Annotated in this window: 21 protein-coding genes; 1 reads left to right on the forward strand and 20 read right to left on the reverse strand. The window is 63.3% G+C overall.

Going from position 1 to position 21,701, the window contains the following annotated elements; genetic code table 11:
- Positions 1–4: 4 nt before the first annotated feature.
- From groES to glmS, 10 genes are all read right to left on the reverse strand, one after another.
- Positions 5–304, reverse strand: coding sequence for a co-chaperone GroES (gene groES, locus M5J06_RS09985; protein WP_167595557.1), 300 nt, complete (start codon positions 302–304; stop codon positions 5–7).
- A gap of 459 nt (positions 305–763) precedes the next feature.
- Positions 764–1,192 carry a hypothetical protein gene (locus tag M5J06_RS09990; protein WP_010189475.1) on the reverse strand — a complete coding sequence of 143 codons (429 nt, stop codon included), beginning with the start codon at positions 1,190–1,192 and terminating at the stop codon, positions 764–766.
- A gap of 78 nt (positions 1,193–1,270) precedes the next feature.
- The gene (gene tsaD, locus M5J06_RS09995) at positions 1,271–2,323 is read right to left on the reverse strand and encodes a tRNA (adenosine(37)-N6)-threonylcarbamoyltransferase complex transferase subunit TsaD (RefSeq protein WP_070521556.1); all 1,053 of its coding nucleotides are present in this window, start codon (positions 2,321–2,323) and stop codon (positions 1,271–1,273) included.
- Positions 2,317–2,853 (reverse strand): GNAT family N-acetyltransferase, encoded by a 537-nt coding sequence (locus tag M5J06_RS10000; protein WP_250224573.1) that lies wholly within the window; start codon positions 2,851–2,853, stop codon positions 2,317–2,319. The genes tsaD and M5J06_RS10000 overlap by 7 nt, the downstream gene beginning before the upstream one ends.
- Entirely contained in the window at positions 2,850–3,542 is a 693-nt protein-coding gene (gene tsaB / locus M5J06_RS10005) for a tRNA (adenosine(37)-N6)-threonylcarbamoyltransferase complex dimerization subunit type 1 TsaB (protein WP_250224574.1), read from the reverse strand. The genes M5J06_RS10000 and tsaB overlap by 4 nt, the downstream gene beginning before the upstream one ends.
- A complete protein-coding gene (locus M5J06_RS10010; RefSeq protein ID WP_250224575.1) occupies positions 3,542–4,111 on the reverse strand; it encodes a hypothetical protein in 570 nt (189 codons plus the stop codon). Before M5J06_RS10010 ends, tsaB begins: the two co-directional genes overlap by 1 nt.
- 70 nt (positions 4,112–4,181) lie before the next feature.
- Positions 4,182–5,774, reverse strand: a complete 1,593-nt coding sequence (locus M5J06_RS10015; protein WP_250224576.1) for an aspartate:alanine exchanger family transporter — start codon at positions 5,772–5,774, stop codon at positions 4,182–4,184.
- A 1-nt stretch (position 5,775) separates the two neighbouring features.
- Entirely contained in the window at positions 5,776–6,240 is a 465-nt protein-coding gene (gene tsaE, locus M5J06_RS10020; RefSeq protein WP_250224577.1) for a tRNA (adenosine(37)-N6)-threonylcarbamoyltransferase complex ATPase subunit type 1 TsaE, read from the reverse strand.
- Entirely contained in the window at positions 6,230–7,336 is a 1,107-nt protein-coding gene (alr, locus tag M5J06_RS10025; protein WP_250224578.1) for an alanine racemase, read from the reverse strand. The genes tsaE and alr overlap by 11 nt, the downstream gene beginning before the upstream one ends.
- Positions 7,337–7,361: 25 nt before the next feature.
- Positions 7,362–9,233 carry a glutamine--fructose-6-phosphate transaminase (isomerizing) gene (gene glmS / locus M5J06_RS10030; protein WP_250224579.1) on the reverse strand — a complete coding sequence of 624 codons (1,872 nt, stop codon included), beginning with the start codon at positions 9,231–9,233 and terminating at the stop codon, positions 7,362–7,364.
- A gap of 106 nt (positions 9,234–9,339) precedes the next feature.
- On the opposite strand from glmS, the gene M5J06_RS10035 reads away from it, so the two are divergent.
- The gene (locus M5J06_RS10035) at positions 9,340–10,161 is read left to right on the forward strand and encodes a dienelactone hydrolase family protein (protein WP_070597131.1); all 822 of its coding nucleotides are present in this window, start codon (positions 9,340–9,342) and stop codon (positions 10,159–10,161) included.
- A 72-nt stretch (positions 10,162–10,233) separates the two neighbouring features.
- On the opposite strand, the gene M5J06_RS10040 is transcribed toward M5J06_RS10035, so the two are convergent.
- The 10 genes from M5J06_RS10040 to eccCa all read right to left on the reverse strand — a co-directional run bounded on the left by M5J06_RS10040 (position 10,234) and on the right by eccCa (position 21,582).
- Entirely contained in the window at positions 10,234–10,452 is a 219-nt protein-coding gene (locus M5J06_RS10040) for a hypothetical protein (protein WP_070521584.1), read from the reverse strand.
- A gap of 357 nt (positions 10,453–10,809) precedes the next feature.
- Positions 10,810–12,501: a prolipoprotein diacylglyceryl transferase gene (locus M5J06_RS10045; protein WP_250224580.1), complete on the reverse strand. Its 1,692-nt coding sequence runs from the start codon at positions 12,499–12,501 to the stop codon at positions 10,810–10,812.
- Complete coding sequence (locus M5J06_RS10050; protein ID WP_250224581.1) at positions 12,501–12,812, reverse strand: hypothetical protein; 312 nt, start codon at positions 12,810–12,812, stop codon at positions 12,501–12,503. Before M5J06_RS10050 ends, M5J06_RS10045 begins: the two co-directional genes overlap by 1 nt.
- A gap of 139 nt (positions 12,813–12,951) precedes the next feature.
- A complete protein-coding gene (gene glmM / locus M5J06_RS10055) occupies positions 12,952–14,295 on the reverse strand; it encodes a phosphoglucosamine mutase (protein WP_070530775.1) in 1,344 nt (447 codons plus the stop codon).
- Positions 14,296–14,458: 163 nt separating this feature from the next.
- Positions 14,459–14,995: a 30S ribosomal protein S9 gene (gene rpsI / locus M5J06_RS10060; RefSeq protein WP_070521636.1), complete on the reverse strand. Its 537-nt coding sequence runs from the start codon at positions 14,993–14,995 to the stop codon at positions 14,459–14,461.
- Positions 14,995–15,438, reverse strand: a complete 444-nt coding sequence (gene rplM / locus M5J06_RS10065) for a 50S ribosomal protein L13 (RefSeq protein ID WP_010189505.1) — start codon at positions 15,436–15,438, stop codon at positions 14,995–14,997. The genes rpsI and rplM overlap by 1 nt, the downstream gene beginning before the upstream one ends.
- Positions 15,439–15,871: 433 nt before the next feature.
- Positions 15,872–16,159, reverse strand: coding sequence for a WXG100 family type VII secretion target (locus tag M5J06_RS10070; protein WP_070521638.1), 288 nt, complete (start codon positions 16,157–16,159; stop codon positions 15,872–15,874).
- A gap of 71 nt (positions 16,160–16,230) precedes the next feature.
- Positions 16,231–16,548 carry a WXG100 family type VII secretion target gene (locus M5J06_RS10075; protein WP_070521640.1) on the reverse strand — a complete coding sequence of 106 codons (318 nt, stop codon included), beginning with the start codon at positions 16,546–16,548 and terminating at the stop codon, positions 16,231–16,233.
- A 178-nt stretch (positions 16,549–16,726) separates the two neighbouring features.
- A complete protein-coding gene (locus M5J06_RS10080) occupies positions 16,727–17,857 on the reverse strand; it encodes a type VII secretion-associated protein (protein WP_250224582.1) in 1,131 nt (376 codons plus the stop codon).
- Complete coding sequence (eccCa, locus tag M5J06_RS10085) at positions 17,854–21,582, reverse strand: type VII secretion protein EccCa (protein WP_250224583.1); 3,729 nt, start codon at positions 21,580–21,582, stop codon at positions 17,854–17,856. Before eccCa ends, M5J06_RS10080 begins: the two co-directional genes overlap by 4 nt.
- Positions 21,583–21,701: the final 119 nt, after the last annotated feature.

Below are 21,701 nucleotides of genomic sequence, written 5' to 3' on the forward strand. Positions count from 1 at the left end.
ACTTTTACTTCTCGATGACAGCGAGCAGGTCACGGGCGGACAGCAGGAGGTACTCCTGGCCGTCGTACTTCAGCTCGGTGCCGCCGTACTTGGAGAAGATGACGGTGTCACCCTCGTTGACGCCAACCGGGACGACCTCGCCCTTGTCGTTGGTGCGGCCCGGGCCGACAGCGACGACGGTGGCCTCCTGCGGCTTCTCCTTCGCGGAGTCCGGGATAACCAGGCCGGATGCAGTGGTGGTCTCAGCTTCAACGATCTGGACGAGGACCTTGTCCTCCAGCGGCTTGATGTTTGCCATGATGATTTCCTCCAAAGTGTTCCTAGTGCGCGTCCACGTGGACGCGCGCGTGCCGGTTGTGGGTGTCCAGCACAGCCGTCGTCGCGGGTGAACAACTGTGGGTCAAAACAACCTGCCTAGCACTCTACCCTCGCGACTGCTAGCCCTCAACGTTGTGGGCCGCTAACCCGTTCGCCCTCCGCGAACGAGTCCCCTGACGCGAGAAATGTCGATCTCAAGAACGGGGTAACCTTCGCTTCGGCGCGGCGCCCCCGCGCGCGAGAGCTATCACGATTCCCGCCACAGCCTCAGTTAATACGGGCGGAAGCTCTGCAGCGTTTGGCAGCGTAGCCAACGGCAGCCGGGTTTTAGTCGCGAGCAACCGCGCGTGCTCCCGAAAACGGGAAAAGACGCTCGGGCTCATTCGAGCCGTCGCGTCTTTGAGTCTTAAGGGGTGCGCGAGCACCCCAGCACTGCGCGTCTAACTTAGACCTGTCGGTGGGAATTCAGCACAGCCGCGCGCCACAGCTGGTACTCCTCCGGATTGTCCTCGCGGTAGTTCTTCACCGCGCGGATGCCGTGCTCCACGGCCTCGGCGACCTCGTCGATGTTCTTGTCGTCACCGTCGGCAGCAACGAAGATAACCGGACCGCAGATGGAACGGATTGGGTCCTGCAAGAAGGCGGAATTGCCGGTCGCAGCTGCATTGCGCGCCAGGGAAGCCACCGGGTTCGGGTCGGCGCCTTCAGCCTTGGCGTTCGGGTTAAACAGCGCCGCGTAGGTCTGGCCATCATCCTGGAAGGCCACAGAGACACGATCCTCGGTGGTGCCGCCGAGGAATTGATTTGCGTGCTCGAGCTCAAACTCGATGGTGCGGCGGGACAGATCGGGGTTAACGAGGAATCCAGTGGTCATAGCGGTGTGAGCTCCTTATGTGCGAGCGAGGCAATTATCGGTCATCACACTACCTGCACCCTGGGGGTTGCGCATCCGCTAGCGCGCAGCAGCCACGAGCGGCACTTCCACCTCAAGCTGTGTATCGGTCCCGCATGCCAGGCCGGAGGGTTCTGCGCCTTCGTGGATGAGCTGGGCGGCCACCGCCGCGATCATCACGCCATTATCGGTGCACAGCTTGAAGCGCGGCACACGCAGCTCGATGTCCGCGGATTCGCAGCGCTTCGCCGCCAGTGCGCGCAGCCGCGAATTCGCCGCCACGCCACCGCCGAGCAGCAGTACCTTGGCGCCAGTGTCCTGGCAGGCGCGCACGGCCTTGGCGGTCAGCACATCTGCCACCGCCTCCTGGAAGGAGGCACACAGGTCCTCAACCTGGACCGTCGCGCCCTCGCGCTCGGCTTTTTCCACGTGGCGCGCTACTGCCGTTTTGAGGCCGGAAAAGGAGAAGTTGTGGCGGTTGGGCCCGCGCAGGTCCTCGGCCTTGGACAAACCACGCGGCAAATCGATGGTGGGCTCGCCTTGGGCGGCCAGCTTATCGATGACCGGCCCTCCCGGATACCCCAACCCCAACAGGCGGGAGACTTTGTCGTAGGCTTCGCCGGCGGCGTCGTCAAGCGTGGTGCCCAGTTCCTTCATGGGTTTGCCCACGGCTTCGACCTCGAGCAGCTGGGTGTGGCCGCCGGAGACGAGCAGCGCCACCGAGTGCGGAAGCTCATCGCCCTCTAAGTTGGCCACCGCGACGTGCCCGCCGAGGTGGTTGACGCCGTAGAAGGGCACGCCCCACGCGGAGGCGAAGGCCTTGGCTGCCGACGCCCCGACGAGGAGCGCGCCGGCCAGTCCCGGCCCCACGGTGGCGGCCACCGCATCTGGCTTCTCGACGCCCGCCTCCTCCAGCGCCGCCTTCATCACCTGCGGCATGGCCTCGAGGTGGGCGCGGGAGGCAATCTCCGGCACCACGCCGCCAAAGCGCGCGTGCTGCTCCATGGAGGAGGCGACGACGTCGGCGCGGATCTCCATGTGGCCGTTGTCAGACAGCTCGATGATTCCCACGCCGGTTTCGTCGCAGGAGGACTCGATGCCGAGGATTAACATCTCTCACTCTTTCGTGGTCGGTACATGGTGTGGGCATCCGCGCCGGAGGGCTGGTAGTAGTTGCGGCGCAGGCCGTTGATGACAAAATCATAAGCCTCATAGAGGCGAATGGCCGGCTCGTTACCCACGCGAACCTCAAGGAAGATGGGCGCATCGTGGGAATCTGCAAGCTCGACGATGGCGTCCATCATCAGCCGCGCGATACCGCGCCGTTGGGCGGCGGGGTCGACGCCGATGGTGCGGATTTCGTATTCCGGCCAGGCCGCGGGCCCCATCCGCCCCACGCCGGCGTAACCGAGAGCTTCGCCGCGGTCGTCGTTGTGGTCATCGCGGTTGACGTTATAGTCCACGCGGTTGTCGATATGGTCATCGCGGTTGACATTCATGTCAACCGCCCAGTAGGTGGTGTGCCCCGCCGCGATTTCCTGCTCGAAGGCACGCGGCGGCCAGGGAGTTTCACCGGGGAAGAGTACTTTTTCTAGTTCGGCGCAGCGGGGTGCGTCCTCAAGCACGAGCGGACGCAACCTCATGATGCCGGTGTTTCCCCGATGCCGCCGACCAAAGCGGCCGAGCGCGGCTTCGCCTTCGGCTCCACGGCATCGGGACGGCGCAGGTACAGCGGGACGAGCGGCGCGGGTTCGGCACAAAGATCAGCGCACGCAACCAGTCCCGCCGCGCGCGGGGTAGCCCACTCGCGGGGAAGGCCAGCGATATCTTCCGGCAAGCGCGGGGCAATAGACTCGGGGAAAACCAGGCGCGTGGTCTCCGGACTCGAGAGCCCAGCGGCGCCCAGTTCCAGGGCCTCCGGCTTCGACACGTTCGGTCCGCTGAGACGCTTACCGTCGGCGTAGGTGGCCCAGTAGACCTCTTTGCGGCGGGCATCGATGGCCACCAGCCACTCCCCCGCGCGCCCGTGCGCGATGGCATCCAATGTGCACACGCCATGCACCGGCAGGTGAAGAGCCACCCCCAGAGCGGAAGCGGTAGCCATGCCCACGCGCAAGCCGGTAAACGGGCCGGGCCCCGTGCCGACGACGATGGCGTCGAGGTCTGCGTAGGTCAGGGAGGCAGCGGCAAGCAGCTCCTCGATAGTGGGGATGAGCTGCTCGTTGTGAGCGCGCGTGCCGCTAATGACGCGGTCGATACTCTCCCCAGTGTCGGTATCAACGATGCCCGTCACCAGGTCCGTGGTGGCGGTATCGAGTGCAAGAACCTTCATTAGCCTGCGAGGTGCCAGTCGGTGTCGACGTAGTCGGGGTTGTTCTTACCCATCTGATCCACGTAATCCTGGGTATCGCGAATAAACTGCAGCGGCTGGCCCTGCTGGAACGGCAGCAGCGGCGGGATGTCCTGCTTGGCTGCTTCCGGCGACTTCAGCTGCTGCAGCAGACCATCACACAGGTCCACCTGTGCGCGCGGGAGCTTCTCCGCCTTGAATTCACCGGTCTGCGAAGCCAGCAGGATGTAGTTCACGTCATCAGGCACGGCCCCGTCGGCGAAGTCAATGTTCAGGTTCTTCGTCTCCACGCCGCCCTTCTTGAGCTGATCTTCGGTGGCACCCGGGCAGACGGCGGCGACCGCACCCCACTCCTGGCCGTACACATCCTGCGGGATAAACATGGCGAAGTCCAGGTTCTTCGGGTACGCGCTCAGGGACTGGGCAACGGTCGACGGCTCCTTCGTCTCCGCATCTGCGGTCCGGACCATCGGCAGCACGATGAGCGCGGCAAGGAATACAGCGAAGCCGCCGATAACGACAGTGGTGATGAATTGACCAAGCTTGTTCATAAAGGTGTTTTAGCTCCTCACGCGGGGGTAGCGGGAATAAACAGTACGGGGATATCCTACGCGACAACCATCAAACAATAATCAAGGCCAAGACCTGGCACATGAGAATCTTTCCGATCATCGTCGTGGGGTACACGGTGGCATAGCCGCGCTCTGCCAGCTGAGTACCGGTTTGCGGGTTGAGGTAGGCCATGATCGCCGGGTTCGTGGTCATGCCGGCGGCGATGCCCATCGACTCATCAAACTTGAGGCGCAGCGCCAGCATGGACACCGCAACGATGCCGATGGCAGAAACCAGCGTCAGCACAATGCCCACGCCCATGTACTTCAGGGAGGTCGGATCCGACAAGGCATCGCGGAACTGGCCGCCTGCCGACGTACCCACGCCCGCCAAGAACAAGGTCAAACCCAGCGTGGAAATCGTCTGCTTCGCGTGGAATGGAAGCTGCCAGTTGATTGGGCCCGAGCGGCCCAGCGCGCCCAAGATGAGGCCGACGACGATGGGGCCGCCACCAAAGCCGAAGGACAACGTGGTGCCGCCCGGAAGCGGAATCGGAATAGCGCCGAAGAGCAGACCGATGAAGAGGCCTAGGGCAAAGGGCAACAAATCGACGTTGCCGAGTTTGGCTTCGGAGTCGCCGAGGAAACGGCGGACGTCGTCAAGCCTGCCCGGCGCGGTGATGACGCGCACGCGATCCGAGTAGTTCAGGACGGTTTCCTCGTTCGGCACGACGTCGGAGTCGCCGCGGCGCACGCGCGCGATGAGGAAGCCTTCCTTCACAGTGTCCAAGTCCTTGAGCTGATAGCCCGCAACACGTGGGCTGGACACGGTCAGGCGCCGGTAGACCAGGCCATCCTCCTCATGAAGGTTGATGTGGATCTCCTCACCCAACTGGGAAATCGCGCTATCCAACGCGGGCGCGGTGCCGTTGAGTAGGAATTCCATGCCGGCGCGCAGCGGGAGCTCCGGGTAGGCCAGGTCGTGCTCGTGTGGGTTGTTCACATGGCGGGTGGCGATGACGCGCTCACCGGTCACCTCTTGGAGGTCCCCCACCGTTGCGTCGAAGTCACGGGTCAGGCGCACTGCCCGCCACTCGAGCGGTTCTGCGATCATGCCCTCGGCGCGCGCGTCCTCAATGTGGTTCACGCGCAGCACCTTGGCGCCAATCGCGGCAACCAGAATGGTTCCGATGATGCAGCCCGGGTAGGCCAGGGAATAGCCCACCACCGGGGTGCTATCGCCGCCCAAGGCTTCGACGACCGCGGCCATACCAGGCGTCGAGCTCACCGAACCCGCCAGCGTGCCCACGCTAATCGCCGGGTCGAGATCAAACATGCGCATCGCCAGGGTGGTCAGCCCCGCCAACACGAAGAAGAAGACGATGACCACCATGGACATCTTCCATCCACGCCGGCGGAAATCCTGGAAGAAGCTACGGCCGAAGTTCAGGCCGATGACATACACGAAGATGGCCAAACCAAATTGATACACGAACGCCGGGACCACGATGTCTGGGTTGGCCGCGGACAATCCCAGGGCCACGAACATCGCAGCGGCGGCGCCAAGCGAGATGCCGAAGACATTGATCTTGCCGACGGCTAATCCCACCGCCATGATCAGAAAGAGCGTGAGCAGGGGCTGTTCAGCAAGGAAAGCCAGCACGTTAATTCACCCATTTCCATGTGAATACGCGGACGTCATCGTCCGAATCGCGGTTGATTGTAACGGCGAGGTACGAGTCAGATAGCCGCTCCATGAAGCCCCCGCCCCATTCGGCGACGACGACGGCGTCCTCTATTTCGGTGTCTAAGTCTAGACTGTCCAGCTCCCCCAACGGATCCTCTGAATGATCCAAGAGGCGGTAGGCATCCACGTGCACCAACGTCGGCCCGCCCACGCGCGAGGGGTGCTCGCGCGCAATGACGAAGGTCGGCGACGTCACCCGCCCCTTCACCTGCATTCCGCGGGCAATCCCCTGCGTGAAGGTGGTTTTCCCGGCGCCCAGGGGACCATCAAGAATAACCAGGTCCCCAGCTTCTAAAGCCGCGCCCAGCTCCTCGCCGAAGGCCTGAGCATCCTCCGGAGTTTCGGCCTCGCGGTGTCCTTCGTGTGGAAAATCACTGCGCATCGCTAGCTCCTTCGCGGTATGTGCGCTGGGTGCGCCCAGTGGGGCGGCACAGTACTTCGTAATTGATGGTCCCGGCTGCCTCGGCCAGCTCGGTAGCGCTCATGCCGCCACGGCCAAAGATAACGGCTGTCTCCCCGGCGCGCACACCGTGGGGATTGGCCCCAAGGTCGACGACAATCTGGTCCATACAGACCCTGCCCACCTGCGGGTAGAGCTCGCCGCCGATCCCTACCTGCACCGCCCCTTGAAAGGCCCGCGGCAGCCCATCGGCATAGCCCACGCTGACGGTGGCGAGTTGACGGTCGCTATCTGCGGTCCAGGTCAGGCCGTAGCAGGTGGACTCCCCCGCCGAAATCGGCTTCACCGCGACGACGGACGCTTCCCACGTCATGGCGGGCTTCAGCCCATGGTCGCGGCCGGCCACCGGTTCGAGCCCATACAGGACCAGCCCGACGCGCACCTGCTCGAAGCGCGCCGAGGGGCGGGTCAAGGCCGCGGGCGAGTTGGCCAGATGGTTCAGCGGGCACTCAAGCCCGACCTCACGGGCAAGCGCTAGGGCCTCGCGGAACTCCGATTCCTGATGATCATTGTGCGGGTGCTCCGGCTCGTCCGCACAAGCAAAGTGGGACATGAGGCCGAGGACGGTGATGTGGGGGGCGTCGGCAAGCAGGCGGAAGGTCTCCTCCCACGCGTGCTTGTCGACGCCCGAGCGGTGCATCCCCGTCTCCACCATCACGAAGACCTCGGTGGGCGCATCAGTGGCGGCGATGAGCACCTGCGCGTGCGCAAGCGAAGGGATGCCGATCTGGATCCCGGCGACTAGGGCCGGGGCGAGGTCCTCCGTCGGCTCCCACAGCCAGGCAGCGATGGGGAGGGTGCCAATGACCTTCCGCAGCGCCACGGCCTCGGCCAGCGTGGCCACCCCGAAGGCGTCCGCCCCCGCCTTCGCCATGACCGGGGCGCAACGCTCGATGCCGTGGCCGTAGGCATCCGCCTTGACCACGCACATGAGGCGGGCCGGGGCCACCGCCTCCTTCACGCGAGCGACATTGTGGGCAATAGCGTTGAGGTCAACGGTGGTTTTCAACATGCCCACCATTGTGCCACTTAAGGGTGCGGCGCTATTCGACGGTCACCGACTTCGCCAGGTTGCGCGGCTGGTCCACGTCGTAGCCCTTGGCGGTGGCAACACCGCAGGCGAAAATCTGCAGCGGCACGGTGGCAAGCAGAGGCTGCATGAGCGTCGGCGCCTGCGGGATACGGATGATGTGGTTGGCGTAGGCCTCGACGGCCTCGTCGCCCTCTTCCGCGATGACGATGGTGATGGCGCCACGGGCGCGGATCTCCTGGATATTGGAGACGACCTTGGAATGCAGGGAATCCCGGCCGCGCGGGGAAGGCACGATGACGAAGACCGGCTGGCCCTCTTCGATGAGCGCGATGGGGCCGTGCTTGAGCTCGCCGGCGGCGAAGCCCTCCGCGTGCAGGTAGGCGATCTCCTTGAGCTTGAGCGCGCCCTCCAGCGCGACGGGGAAGCCGACATGGCGGCCCAGGAAGAGCACCGACTTGGCATTCTCCATGGCGTTGGCCAGGTCGTAGACCTGCTGCTCGTTGTCGATGATTGCCTGAACCTTATCCGGCATATCACGCAGATCCTCGAGGACGGAGTTGACCTCATCGGAGAACATGTTGCCGCGCAGGCGGGCCAGGTAGAGGCCCAGCAGGTAGGTCGCGGTGATCTGCGCCAAGAAGGCCTTGGTGGAGGCCACGGCGATCTCCGGGCCGGCGTGGGTGTAGAGGGCAGCGTCGGACTCGCGCGGGATGGAGGAACCCTGGGTGTTGCAGATGGCGATCACCTTGGCGCCCTGCTGGCGGGCGTGGCGCACGGCCATGAGGGTATCCATGGTCTCGCCCGACTGGGACAGGGCCACAACCAAGGTCTTCTCGTTGACGATCGGATCGCGGTAGCGGAACTCGTGGGCCAGCTCCACCTCGCACGGGATGCGGCACCAGTGCTCGATGGCGTAGCGGGCAACGTGGCCAGCGTAAGCGGCGGTGCCGCAGGCGATGACGATGATCTTGTCGATAGACTTGAGCACCGACTCCTCGATGCGAATCTCATCGAGGACCAGGTTGCCGGTCTCGTCGAGGCGGCCCAGCAGCGTATCGCGCACGGCTGCCGGCTGGTCGTGGATTTCCTTCTCCATGAAGGAGTTGAAGCCGCCCTTTTCGGCCGCGGCGGCATCCCACTTGATCTCGAAGGGCTTGCCCTGGGCGGGGTTGCCCTCATAGTCGGTGATCTCGACATCATCCGCGGTGATGGTGACGACCTGATCGTTGTCCATCTCCACGGCGGACTTGGTGTAGTCGATGAAGCCGGAGACGTCCGAACCCAGGAAGTTCTCCCCGTCACCCAGGCCGATAACTAGCGGCGAATCGCGGCGCGCGGCCACGATGCGGTCTGCCTGCTCGGCGTGGATAGCCAAGAGGGTAAACGCGCCTTCCAGGCGCTTGCCGGTCAGCTGCATGGCCTTGGTGAGGTCACCGCCGGCCTCGTTGTGGAACACATCCGCCAGGAGGGTGGCGGCGACTTCGGTGTCGGTCTCGGAAACGAAGTTGTGGCCCTTGACCTCCAGCTCGGTCTTGAGCTCGGCGAAGTTCTCGATGATGCCGTTGTGAACGACGGCGAGCTTGCCGCCATCCACCACGTGCGGGTGGGCGTTCAGATCGGTCGGGCCACCGTGAGTGGCCCAGCGGGTGTGCCCGATGCCCAGGACGGAATCCTGAAGCGGACGCGCGGCGATTTCGGCTTCCAGCGCGGCGACCTTTCCGGCCTTCTTGCGCCAGCCGATCTTGCCATCGGCGTACATTGCGACGCCTGCTGAGTCATAGCCGCGATACTCCAGTCGACGCAGGCCCTCCAGCACAACGTCTAGGGCAAAGTACTCACGGCCATCGGTGTTATGGCCAATGTATCCAACGATTCCACACATAGGTCGAAATTTTACAGCATGATTTAACATGCCGAATCGCAAGGATCCTACTTAATCTCCCGCACTGTTCACCGCTTTGCTTATTCTTTCCTCTATTCTGTAAAGCGTGTCTGCGAATTTGAAGAAGCATCTCGGTACGTTGTCTAAGCGCGGCCCGCACCGCGTCCTCGTCGGAGACCTGTCTTATGCAGGGCTTGAGGGCAAGGTGTACACCCCGGTTGAGGGCAAGGGCCTGCCCGCCGTGGCGTTTGCCCACGACTGGACGAAGAGCATCAAGGACTACCACGCCACCCTGCGCCACTTGGCCAGCTGGGGCATCGTGGTGGTTGCTCCGGATACGGAGACGGGCGTCTTTGCCAAGCACCGCGACTTGGCTGCCGACCTCGAATCGGCCCTGCAGATTGCCGCCGGCGTTAGGCTGGGCGCCGGCAAGATTTCGGTCTCCGCTTCCAAGCTGGGTGTCTTTGGCCACGGCATGGGCGGTGGCGTGGCCACCCTGGCTGCCGTGGATAACCCGAAGGTCCGCGCCGTCGCGGCCCTCTACCCTGCCGATACTTCCCCGTCCGCAGTTCAGGCCGCACACACCGTGAAGGCACGCGGCCTCGTTATTGGCGCGGGCCAAGATGATATCTTCCGCGCGGGAAACCCCGCGAAGCTGGCCAACGCCTGGGGCGGTCCGGTGGCTTACCGCGAAATTGCTAAGGGCACGCAGTCCGGCTTCAGCGAGGACAAGCTCTTCAAGTTGGCGCTTGGCTCCGGCTTCTTCCAAGGTTCCGCAGTCGAAACTGCCCGCGGCCTTGTCACTGGCTTCTTCCTGTCCACCCTCGCTGGCGAATCCAAGTACGACGACTTTGCGGCTGCCGACGCCTCCGCCAAAGGCGTCGAGAGCTTCGTCGGCGAAGACCTCACCAAGCGCGCCGGTTTCTAGCACGACAGGAGTGGTTTCGACGAGCTAGCACCGCAAGGCGCACATGTGCTCCGACTAAAGCAGGACGATCGTTTATTCGTCCTGCTTTAGTCGTTTTAACCGAGGAACCTCAATGAAAAGCCAAGCGATAAGTGCGATGCCCGGCAGAAGCAGCTGAGCGGCCGTCCACAGTTTTATGTGGGCCATTTCTCTGTCGTATTTAATCTCAATGCCAAGCACAACAAAAGCCACCAAGAGGTACAGCATGGGAAGAACGCCCCACAAGACGTCATAAAGCCAAGGAACTGTCATGCGGTCTTCCCCCAAACCCTGGTTGATACGTACAGCGACTACTCACGCCACGGTAGCACCTGGGGCTGCTGGCGCACAGAGGAGTTTCCCGGTTTCCGTGTCACCCGCGCCTGAGCACCGATTGCACTTGACCGCGCGGGCGGCCTCGCCCCTGCCCCTGGCTTTGGCCGTGCCCTACACCCCTGGCGGCTGGGCTTCGCCTCTGTGGGTCCGGGTGCACTTGGGTTTGGGCCGCGCGCTGCGCAGATTTTTCCAGCTCATCCTGTGCCTTAGCCATGGCTTTCTCAAACTCCAGTAGCCGTGCTGCTGTGCGCTCGCGGAATCCGCGCGCGAACTCATCAAAATCATTGTGCGGCATTACCACTGCCCTGCCTTTCGTGCGTGTACAGACGATGTCTCTGAGCTTTCTTGCGGCGCTATGTCTGGTGCGGCCTCAGTTGCGGGAGCTGGCCCTGGCGCTGGCTCGGGTGCGGGTGCTGGCGCAGGGTCCGGTGCTGGCACCGGTGCTTCCGCTGCTTGCATGTGTGCAAGCTTCTCCGGCGGTGCTTCTGGCTCCGGGACATTGTTCAGCTCCGGCGGTGGCGGCGTAACACCATTGTCAGGAGCAGGTTCCGGCGCAGGCAGCGGACAGGGCTCTGGTTCTGGCTGGGGTTCGGGCTCTGGCTCAGGCACCGGCTCCGGTACAGGTTCTGGCTCCGGCAGGTTTTCGATGAAGTCCACAGCCGCCTCGGCCAAGAGGCCCAGCCCCAGGATGGCAACCCCTACGCCGAGGATTCCCAAGCTTCCGCAGCAGGATTCTTCAGGCTTGCACTCACCCGGCTCCGCAACTGGTGGCTGCTCTGGCGCCTCACAGTCTTCACCTTCTACCGGTTCCTCAGGGCACTCCTTCTCCTCAGCCACCGGTTCCATATCCTCCGGGCAGTCAATCACCTCCTGTTGCACGGGTTCGGTGGGAATCTCCACCCCTGCATCAGCTGGCTTCGTTGTTTCTATTTCACGTTGCTGCTCACTGCAACTGCAGGACTGCGCTTCTTTCTCTGCATGGTAGCCGCACGGTGTGTGCTGCGCTTCTGGCGCAGTGGATTCCGGCTTAGGCTGCGCTACCGCCTCAGTTGGTGCGCTTGGAGGCTGGCTCGGTTTCGCAGGCTGTGGCTTCTCTTCATCCGGTGGGCACTCTTTTTCCGGTGCCGCAGCGGGACGAGTCGGCGCCGGCTCCTCCTGTGGCACTACCGGCTGTTCAACCCCCTGCTCAACCGGTTGCTGCGGCGGGGCAGGTGTGGAAGGAGCCGGTGCGGGAGAAGGCTGCGCTGGCGCAACAGGTTCAGTGGACTGGGCTGGCTTCGTCGGTGCACAAGGCACAGGCGCAGGTTGTGGGCACTGCTTCGGTTTGTCCTCGCAGCCACATTCGGGTTCCGGCGGGGTCTCCGGAAGCTCGCGCTCACACACCTCAGAACAGCGCCTCTCAAACTCGCCATAGCAATTCTCGATGGCAGTATCGCGGTCCCGGCAGGTCTGCGTAATAGTGTCATTCGTCTGATCGATCAGGTCCCCACCAATGCTCGAAATCACCGGGACGATGGCCTTCCCCAGAGGGTGCCGCTGCAATAGCATCGTCAGGATATTGAGCAGAGGAATGACCGCGGAGATGAGCTCTGCCACCGCAGAATCGGAAACATCGACCACATCCTCAATGGCCTCCGAGCACTGCTGCGCGGATTCCACTAGGTCATCGGCTTCATCCCTCTCCTTCTCAAAGTCATCCTGCACGCCGCGCAGGTGATCCATGAGCGCTCCCCCGGCCAGCGATAGGACAGTTCCTAAAAGGAAATCCCGTAAACCATTGCCGCCGCGCCGCGGGCGTCGAGCGCCCATCGCCGATGCGGTACTGCTAACCAGGTCATCCGGTTTTATCCCATCGACCGAGCCCACCATGTCTCCCAACAAACCAATAGGTGTGCTGGGTCCGGAGTAGCCCCCTAAGCTAGCGGCCTGGAACTGGGACACCGCCTGTGAATAATCACCCAAAAGTGACTTGACCATCGTGGACATCAGTTCATCCCCGCTTCCTGCTCACCAAGCTGGCCAGAAAGACCACGGTCGATCTCCCCGAAGGCACGCAGCTGTGCGCGTGCAGCATCCGCTGTGGCCGATATGTTGTCCAACCGCCACGCTCCACGCTCATGCAGCTGGCTCAGCAACGCCTGAATCTGCGCCCCATGCCCGCCGAAGTCCCTGCCCGCGGATGACGCGGGAAAGTTCGGTCTGTTCCCACGATGCGCGTCACTTTGGGCGCGGGTTTGGTCCACGACGGCGTCGAGAAGCCGCGTGGCTTCGTCCTCATCAAAAAATACGTCGGGCATGAGCGCCCTCCTTCTCGTCCACAACAAACAGTGATTCCTGCCCTTATTGGACTGAGAAACCTCCCCTCCGGTTCCCCATCACCCACAAAACACGAAACCCCAGGCCACATGGCCCGGGGTTTAGCGTGGGTGCGTAGAACTAGACTGCAGCAACAACCGCAGCGAGCTTGCCCGCCACCTTGCGCGCCTGCTCCTCTTCAGCAGCCTCCACCATGACGCGGAAGAGCTCCTCCGTGCCGGACGGGCGCAACAGAACGCGGCCTGTGTTTCCAAGCTCCGACTCGGCGGCAGCGATAGCTTCCTTGACCTCAGGAGCCTTAAGAATGACAGCCTTATCGGATACCGGCACGTTAATAAGCACCTGCGGCAATACCGTCATCACGGAAGCCAGCTCCTTGATGGACTTCCCGGACTTCGCCATGCGCGCCATGATGGACAGGCCGGTCAGCGTGCCATCACCAGTGGTGCAGTCATCCGGCAACACCACGTGGCCGGACTGCTCGCCGCCCAGGGAATAATCGCCGCGGTTGAGCTCCTCCAGCACGTAGCGGTCACCCACGGCGGTTTCCTTGACCTCGATGCCCTGTTCCTGCATGGCCAGCTTTAGGCCCAGGTTCGACATGACGGTAGCCACCAAGGTGTTGAAGCGGAGATCGTTGTCTTCCTTCATGCCCACGGCGAGGATCGCCATGATCTGGTCGCCGTCAACAACGTTGCCCTCGGCATCCACGGCCAAGCAACGGTCAGCGTCGCCGTCGTGAGCCAAGCCCAGATCGGCGCCGTGCTCGACGACGGCCTCCTGGGTCTTCTCGATGTGCGTCGAACCGCAGTCCTCGTTGATGTTAAAAGCATTGGGCTTGTTGTGAATGGCAATGACCTCAGCACCCGCAGCCTCGTAGGCCTGCGGTGCCACCTTGGAGGCAGCACCATTAGCGGTGTCGACGACCACCTTGATGCCGCTCAGATCCGTGGTGACAACCTCGGCCAAGTGCTTGAGGTAGCGCTCGCGGCCATCGGGAGCCTCCGAAATGATGCGACCAATCTTGGTCGCAGTAGGTCCGTCTTCGGTGAGGCTTCCCATGGCAGCCTGGATACGATCCTCCACCTCATCAGGCAGCTTCTTACCGCCCGCGGAGAAGAACTTGATGCCATTGTCCGGCATCGGGTTATGGGAGGCGGAGATCATCACGCCGAGATCTGCCCCAAAGTCATCGGTGAGGAACGCGATAGCCGGGGTAGGCAGCACGCCAACGCGTACGACGTCGACGCCACGCGATGCTAAGCCCGATGCAATCGCCGCATCCAGCATCTCACCCGACACGCGCGGATCGCGCCCGATAATCGCGAGCGGTCGACGCTCATAGGACTCGCGGTCCGAGGTCAATACCTCCGCCGCCGCCTGTCCCAAGCGCAAGGCCAGGATCGGAGTGAGCTTCTTGTTCGCTAGGCCGCGAACTCCATCGGTTCCAAAAAGTCGAGTCATAGTTGTTCATTATGCCTGCTACCCCATAGCTTCCGCAGATCGGGCCTCCAACGATGTCTGTCTATGACTCGCGGCTTCACGTTGTGCAGGCCCTACACATAGAGAAAGCCGCCGCCTCCGTACAAGGGAAGCAGCGGCTTTCGAAAAATGCAGTGCGCGGAGATTAACGCTTGGAGTACTGCGGGGCACGACGTGCCTTGTGCAGACCAGCCTTCTTGCGCTCCACGGCACGAGCGTCACGGGTGAGCAGGCCGGCCTTCTTGAGGGCCGGGCGGTCAGCCGGGTTGTAGACGTTCAGTGCGCGGGCGATAGCCAGACGCAGAGCGCCGGCCTGGCCGGTCGGGCCACCACCGTTGACGGTGACCTTAATGTCGAACTGGCCATCGCGCTCAAGGATGGTCAGCGGCTGCAGGATGTCCTGCTGGTGCAGCTTGTTCGGGAAGTACTCGTCAAAGGCACGGCCGTTGACGGAGATGTTTCCGGAACCAGCAACGAGGCGAACACGAGCGATGGCGCGCTTACGGCGACCAACGGTCTGGATCGGGCCCTCGTGGATAGCCGGGGCAGCGGTCTCAACCTCAGCCTCGGTATCGGTTGCCAGGGAATCACCGATGGTGTTGGTGAACTCCTCGGTAGCGGCGGTTGCTGCAGCGATGTCGGCAGCGTCGGCTACATTGTTGTCGATGTTCTGCTCGGTCATTACTGTGCCACCTGCTTAAACTCAAAGGTTTCCGGCTTCTGGCCGGCGTACGGGTGCTCCTCGCCCACGAAAACGTGCAGCTTCTTGATGGAGGCGTTGGAAAGCTTGTTGTGCGGCATCATGCCCTTCACAGCTTCCTCGATAACGCGGACCGGGTTGGCGTCCAGGGACTGACCAAGGGTCATGGACTTCAGGCCGCCCGGGTAACCGGAGTGGCGGTAGCGCATCTCGCGCTCGCGCTTGTTGGAAGAAATGTGGATCTTGTCCGCATTCAGGATGATGATGTGGTCGCCGCAATCAACGTTCGGTGCGTACTGGGGCTTGTGCTTGCCGCGCAGCATGTCAGCCACGGTGGAAGCGAGCTTGCCCAGAACCACGTCGGTAGCGTCGATGACGTACCACTTGCGGGTGATGTCACCGCTCTTCGGGTGGAAAGTAGACAAAATGACTCCTTGAAAGTCTGTCTCGGAACTGCCGGCCATCGCTATGTAAGCCTTGACGCGGTACATACAGCGGCCGGTGGAGACCTGCAGCCCGCGCGCACCCACTAACGACGGGGTGCGGACACATAGGTGTTTCACTTTAGTACGCAGCAGTTTGAAAACCCAAAACGCCGATATCGCCCCTCACCAACGCCTCCACCTCAATTCATTCGGGGTGGGGGTAGAGACAGAAACGTTGATGAGAAGCGATACCGGCGCCTTCACTGGGCGGGCGGTGGAAGCTGAGTCAAGGCGGCGCGTCCAGCCCTTCCATTCCCTGCGCCTTCCTTTCCTAGCCTCCGCGCCTTCCTACCTACCGCTCATCACTCATGGTGGTGAATGGTGTTAAAGAAAAAGCTCACCCACCCAGTTCAAGACTCACAGCCGGGTCGGTTTATCCCCAGCTGGCGGCAGCGCGACGGTTGACGTCACTCATGTTGTCGTTGCCCTGGGAGACCGTGGTGGAGATGGTCGCCAGCACCGTGTTGAGCTCGGCGGCCGCCTTATCCCACTTAGCTTGCGCCGCGTTATATGCCGCAGCGGAATCTCCCTCCCAGGTCGATACCATCGGCTGCAGGGTGGCCTTCAGGTCACCGAGGAGTCCATTGATGCGACCGGAGGTGGAGTTGATGTCGGCTGCGGCGCCGGCGATGGCGCCGAACTGATACTTGATTCCAGACATTGCGTGTTCCTTATCTTCTGTGTGCTCGTGTGTAATTCAACGTGTGCTGTAGTCAGTGAAAGCAGCTAGCGCTACAAGGCCAGTCCCGCGCCGCCGACGTTCTCGAAGGACTGGGCGTTATCCGCCTCAACCGTGTCGAAGTTGCGGGCATTATCCCTGATGTTTTCGCTGATGGCGGTCAGCGCTTCACGCAGCTGCTGCGCGGAGGAGTTGTAGCGCTGCATCAGGTTGTCAAAGGAAACCTGCGCGCGGCCTGCCCAGCTGCCGCGAACGGAATCCACAACACCCTGCAGACGGGTGAGCTCACCCTGTACCTCGTCATTGGTGGAGTCGACGCGGCCGGCGGTGGCCACCATTACGTCGGCTTCTGTGCGGAACGTTTGAGTCATGTTCTTCTCTTTCTGTCTTGTTCCCTACCTGGGGTATATCCCTTTTCCAAGGGCTTGGTGTGTGTTTCTTTCCCCCCGAGAAGCACCCTGTGTCCTTCTCACCCTTATTGGACTGAGCTAGTGGCTCATCGGTTCCCGCCGCGTTCAAAAATCTTTTAGCTTCGCGGCGTGCTCCCTCCTACTCCTTTTTGACCAGAGATTCCGCAGCCATCCGGCAGGCGGCTTTCTGCACCACGTTGGGTTCAAACTTGGTGTGGCACCCCACGGACATCTGATGGCCCTTGTCTTCCCACATCATCCACGTCACCTGCGAACCGTCTCCAGGGTCCTCGGTATACGTCAGCCGCCCAGATTCCTCGACCGGATCACGGAGGGCGGGATCGGAGTCGATCTGTCCTTTAATCTCGGCGAAGAGGACGTCGACGGGAACGTTGAAGAGCGGATCGGCTGCCAAAAGGATGCGCAAATTGGGGTCTTCGCCGGCCGCAGTGACAAGCCCGTCCTCCACGCTGGTGCGGAATCCCTGCGGGAGTACCAGGGACATCCCTTCCACCTCGATGGCCTGCTGGCCAGGGCGCAGCTGCGTGCTGCCGGATCCCTCGGACTCCGCCTCCGTTGCGGCACCCCTAGGACGCTCATCCCCACCGGGTGCTGCAGCCGTACCCGGCGCGCCGGCAGCCACAGACGTATTCTCATCCACCTGTTCGGAAGTCGACGCCGCCACGGCCGCATCCTTGCGCCCCACCGCCCACCAGGACACCCCGGCGACGACAACCACCATGACCGCTATCGCGATGTAGAAGGGATCGATGCCTCCCAAAAGCGCCGTCCAACGGGATTGCGCTGCGCGATGGGAGCGCAAACGGCGAGTTGCCCGAGGCCGCTCAGCAGTTATCTCCTTCGCACCGTCATATTCGTACTGTTGCTCCCCCACCGCCGAGTGGGAAGCAGCCTGTGATGCGCTGGCCGCAACCGGTGCCGGCGGCGGCGATGGTTCTGGCTCTAGGACCGTCGCACCGGCACCAGCGAGTTGCCGGCGCAGGATACTCACAGCTTCGACACTGACATCCGTTCCTGATGGATCCGCCACCACCTCAACGGTGACGTCCGGCCATTCCGCCCCGCAGACTTTTTCTGCCTGGTCAAGGACGGCCTCCAGCGCCCACCCCTCGGCGATTCCTGTGCCGGGCAGGTCATAGCGATAAATCGTTTCCGGGCCTTCATAAATCGTGGCGGCATCGAGCACCGTGATAACTAGCGTGGTCTCTGGCGCGGTTGTCGGGGTTCGCAGTGCGTGCGTCGCGGTCATTGGTTGTCTCCTTTGTTGCCTGTGGTCTGTGGTGAGTTGTGTGAACTATCGGCGCTCGGCACATACACCTGCGCCAAGCCCTGAGATATGCCGCGCAGGACCCATTGGCCGCGGCCGGGTGGCAGCGCTGTTGGCTTGATGCCAAAGATGGCGCCTTCGTCGCGGTCGGCGTCGAGAAGCAGCAGTGCCGGCTGCAGGTCCCGCACCGCAGAGAGGAACTGTCCAAACATCGCGCGCCCGATGCCGCCGGCTTTGCGCGCAAGCACCAGGTGCAGCCCCACATCGCGGGCGTGTGGGAGGAGCTCGAGCAGTGGTGCCAGGGCAATGTCGCTGACCAGGTCGAGGTCGTCGATAACCAGGTAGATGTCCGGCCCCTCCCACCAGCTGCGCGCTGCGAGCTGGGCGGGAGTGACCTCGGGGCCGGGAAGGCGCTGTTCCAAGGTGCGCACGGTATCGAGGATGGCTTGGGTGGCCGCGCTTGCCGACGCCCCATACGCCGCCACCATCTCCTCATCCAACGTCCCCAAATGTGCACGGCGCTCATCGATGACCACCAGGCGGGCGGCTTCCCTGCCCAGGTGGCTAATTCCGGCCAGGATTACGCTGAGGAAGTTCGACTTTCCGGAGCCTTGGGAACCAATGCACACCAGGTGCGGCTGCGCGACCGGATCCCAACTAAGGACTTCGAGGTCCGGCCCACCGATTCCCCAGGCCACCCCGTCCGGTGGCGAGCCGTCTTCTGGCTCGGGCAACTCGGTGAGAAGGGCGGGCAGCATCTTCAGCGGTGGAACCGGTTCGACACCAGCATGCACACCGCAGATGTGGGCGATGTCTTGCGGGGACGTTGCGGCAAAAAGCAGGTTCTCCCCTGCCAGTGTGATTCCCCGTCCGGGCGTTGCCGGGAGCTTCTGCTGCGACTTGCGGTCGATGAGGGAATCCATGGCTTCGCCCAGCCGCAGCTCGATACGGGCCGCGATGAGATCCCGAATAGACGGCCGCAGGCTCGTCCACCGCGCTGCAGCAATCAAGACGTGGACGCGGGCGGAGGCGCCGTCGGCAACCAGCTGGGTAATCGGCTCAGCCAAGTCCTCAAAATCCGCGCCGGAGGTGCCGATGTGGTGCCAGCCGTCCACGATTAAGAAGGTGTGGCGGGGCTCCGGGCGGCGCACAAGGCCGGCGACTTCATCAACGATGCGACGGATTTTCTCCGGCTCCTCACGGCCGGCCACCCCGGCCACGTGGGGCAGCCGGTCCAGGACCCGCAGCTGCCCGCCGCCCAGGTCAATGACATAGAAACGCACCTGCTCCGGCGAATGCCGCAGCGCCAGACCGGAGGCAATGCTGCGCAGCGCCATCGATTTGCCTGACTGCGGACCGCCGCACAGCGCGAGGTGCCCGCCTCCCGCTTTAAAGTCCACGGTGAGCGGGTCTTGACGCTGGTGGTAGGGGCGGTCAATAAGCCCCACCTCGGCACGCAAACCGCCGCCCGCGCCGGGAGAATCTTCCTGCAAGGAGGTAACGCTGGACAGCTCCACCACGGGCGGCAGGGGCGGTAGCCAGATTCTTCGCGCCGACTGGCCACGCCGAGCAGCCTCATCCCGGGCGGCGGCCACAACGGTGTCCAGGAGCGTGCTCGAGGAATCTACGAGCTCTGCAAAGCCGAGCTCTTCTTCCACCGCGCGCTGCCCTGTGAAAAGCTCCACGCGCGCGGCGTGCCGCGCATTCATTTCAGAATCATCAGGCGCTACCCGGCGCGTGACCGGGCCAGACACATAGGAGGCGTGGAAGCGAGTGGGGGCATCGGCATCCGTCTTGAGGTAGCCGGCTCCCGGCTGGGCGGGGAGGTGATAGGCATCGACCACTCCGAGAACTTGGCGGGACTCCCCCGCGGAGAAGGTCTTCAACCCGATGCGATAAGACAGGTGCGAATCCAATCCCCGCAAGCGCCCTTCCTCCAAGCGCTGGGAGGCCAGCAGCAGGTGCACATGGAGCGAGCGGCCAAGCCTTCCCACCGCGACGAAGAGCTCGGCGAAGTCCGGGTGCTGGCCTAAGAGCTCCGAGAACTCATCCACCACGATGACCAACGCCGGCAGCGGTCCGTGCTCGGCCACCGCAGCAGCCGAGGCGTTGAATTCGCCCACGTTCGCAAAATTGCCTGCCTTGCGCAGCAGCTCCTGGCGGCGGTTCATCTCGCCGGAGATGGCATCATACATGCGCTCCACCAGGGTCGATTCTTCCTCCAGGTTGGTAATCACGGCGGAGGTATGCGGCAGCTCCTCACACCCTAGGAAGGTTGCGCCACCCTTGAAATCAACGAGCACGAGGTTGAGCTCCTCCGGGCTATGGGTGGCGGCCAGCGCTACGACAAGCGTTCGAAGTAATTCCGACTTTCCGCTGCCAGTAGCACCAATGCACAAACCGTGCGGCCCCATCCCGCCCTGCGCGGACTCCTTCACATCAAGCATCAGCGCGTGCCCGGACTCGTCCACGCCGATGGGCACACGTAGCCGCTCAGCCGGGCTACGTCCCTGCCACATGCCGGAGGCCTCGAGCGCATCCACGTCCCGGAAGCCCAGCAAGGTCGGCAGGTCCGCATCGCGACCGTGCCGGGGCGCTGCCGCAGCATCACTGCCAAAGGGGCGGTGATAGGGCGCAAGCGTACGGGCGCGCAGGAGGGCCGTGGAATCGTCGACAAGCGCACAGCGTCCCAGCTCCTCCTCCCCCGCGGCAGTAACCACGGAGAGCGCGCCCTCCGCCCGCAGATAGATGCCTTCTTCCTCAGCGCGGCGCCCGAGCGGCGAATGAGGCGTAACGCCCACGGCGATGGTGGTTGTGGGGGTATCCTCCAGCGCGTCACTGCGCGGCACGGCAACGCCGCTTGCCTGGTCCTCCTCAACAACGCGGATGCGGAACTGGGCTTGGCCCGGATCCCTAACGTGTGGCAGCCACTTCAGCCAGTTCCACTCCTCACCGTGGTACTCAATGCCCACTGTTTCCGGACCGTGCAGCACGGCCAGGTGTAGCAGCAGCGCGCGGGCAACCCCGGCCGCATCCTCGCCGGCCAGGCCAACGATGGGAAAGGCTTGCAGTTGGATGACCACCGGCATGTCCGCCAGCGTTCCCACCGCGCGCACGGTCTGGCGCAAGCTCACCGCGCACACCGGATCGAGGTCCTCCGCCGCGCCCGAATCCGGCACGTTAATGGGCGTGCACAGGGCCATCGGCCCCGTCCCCACCCGCACCTCCAAGGCGTCCGGGGCATCCGCATCCCGTTCCCACAGGCGCGTTGTCGGAATCAACGCGCCAAGCTGCTCAGGGTCAGGGTTGCGGTGTTCTTCATGCGCGCGTTGCGCCGCCCCGCGCTCCAGCGCTTCCTCCCGCAGCGCCTTGAGGTGGCGCAGGTAAGTCCGGCGGGTCTCATCCGGATCCTGCCCGCCTCCCTGCGGGTTAAACATCATGGCCATACTGGCCAGCATCATGAGCGGAAACATGAGGCTCATGGGGCTCATCCGGCGGGCGTCCCCCGCCCCGAGAACCATGAGCGCCACCATGCCCAGCATGGCCGCGATCATGACCAGCGGCATAAGTAGGCGAACCAGTGGCACGGGTTGAGCGCGAGCCGCCTCCGGCACGGCCTCGGCGTTAATGCTGCCCTGCGGCAACGGCGGTGCCGGCTCCCGATAGGCCGGCTGCCCAGTGTCCACGACGCGTGTGGGTACGCGCATGTCAAAGTCCTTCCCCCCGAAGTACTCCACCGCCTCCTGAAGCGGTGGACAGCGTGCCACCAGTAAGCCACAATGTGAGGCAATGGGCAAGGGGTTGCCCAGAAATTTTTCTCGGGGGA

Source organism: Corynebacterium intestinale (genome assembly GCF_023574125.1).
GTDB classification, from domain to species: domain Bacteria; phylum Actinomycetota; class Actinomycetes; order Mycobacteriales; family Mycobacteriaceae; genus Corynebacterium; species Corynebacterium hesseae.

Bases quoted from the DNA above. Each gene is read 5' to 3' on its own strand.
- M5J06_RS09990 (WP_010189475.1), bottom strand. From the start codon at position 1,192: ATGACCACTGGATTCCTCGTTAACCCCGATCTGTCCCGCCGCACCATC.
- tsaD (WP_070521556.1), bottom strand. From the start codon at position 2,323: ATGTTAATCCTCGGCATCGAGTCCTCCTGCGACGAAACCGGCGTGGGA.
- M5J06_RS10000 (WP_250224573.1), bottom strand. From the start codon at position 2,853: ATGAGGTTGCGTCCGCTCGTGCTTGAGGACGCACCCCGCTGCGCCGAA.
- tsaB (WP_250224574.1), bottom strand. From the start codon at position 3,542: ATGAAGGTTCTTGCACTCGATACCGCCACCACGGACCTGGTGACGGGC.
- M5J06_RS10010 (WP_250224575.1), bottom strand. From the start codon at position 4,111: ATGAACAAGCTTGGTCAATTCATCACCACTGTCGTTATCGGCGGCTTC.
- tsaE (WP_250224577.1), bottom strand. From the start codon at position 6,240: ATGCGCAGTGATTTTCCACACGAAGGACACCGCGAGGCCGAAACTCCG.
- glmS (WP_250224579.1), bottom strand. From the start codon at position 9,233: ATGTGTGGAATCGTTGGATACATTGGCCATAACACCGATGGCCGTGAG.
- M5J06_RS10040 (WP_070521584.1), bottom strand. From the start codon at position 10,452: ATGACAGTTCCTTGGCTTTATGACGTCTTGTGGGGCGTTCTTCCCATG.
- M5J06_RS10045 (WP_250224580.1), bottom strand. From the start codon at position 12,501: ATGTCCACGATGGTCAAGTCACTTTTGGGTGATTATTCACAGGCGGTG.
- M5J06_RS10050 (WP_250224581.1), bottom strand. From the start codon at position 12,812: ATGCCCGACGTATTTTTTGATGAGGACGAAGCCACGCGGCTTCTCGAC.
- glmM (WP_070530775.1), bottom strand. From the start codon at position 14,295: ATGACTCGACTTTTTGGAACCGATGGAGTTCGCGGCCTAGCGAACAAG.
- rpsI (WP_070521636.1), bottom strand. From the start codon at position 14,995: ATGACCGAGCAGAACATCGACAACAATGTAGCCGACGCTGCCGACATC.
- M5J06_RS10070 (WP_070521638.1), bottom strand. From the start codon at position 16,159: ATGTCTGGAATCAAGTATCAGTTCGGCGCCATCGCCGGCGCCGCAGCC.
- M5J06_RS10075 (WP_070521640.1), bottom strand. From the start codon at position 16,548: ATGACTCAAACGTTCCGCACAGAAGCCGACGTAATGGTGGCCACCGCC.
- M5J06_RS10080 (WP_250224582.1), bottom strand. From the start codon at position 17,857: ATGACCGCGACGCACGCACTGCGAACCCCGACAACCGCGCCAGAGACC.
- eccCa (WP_250224583.1), bottom strand. From the start codon at position 21,582: ATGCGCGTACCCACACGCGTCGTGGACACTGGGCAGCCGGCCTATCGG.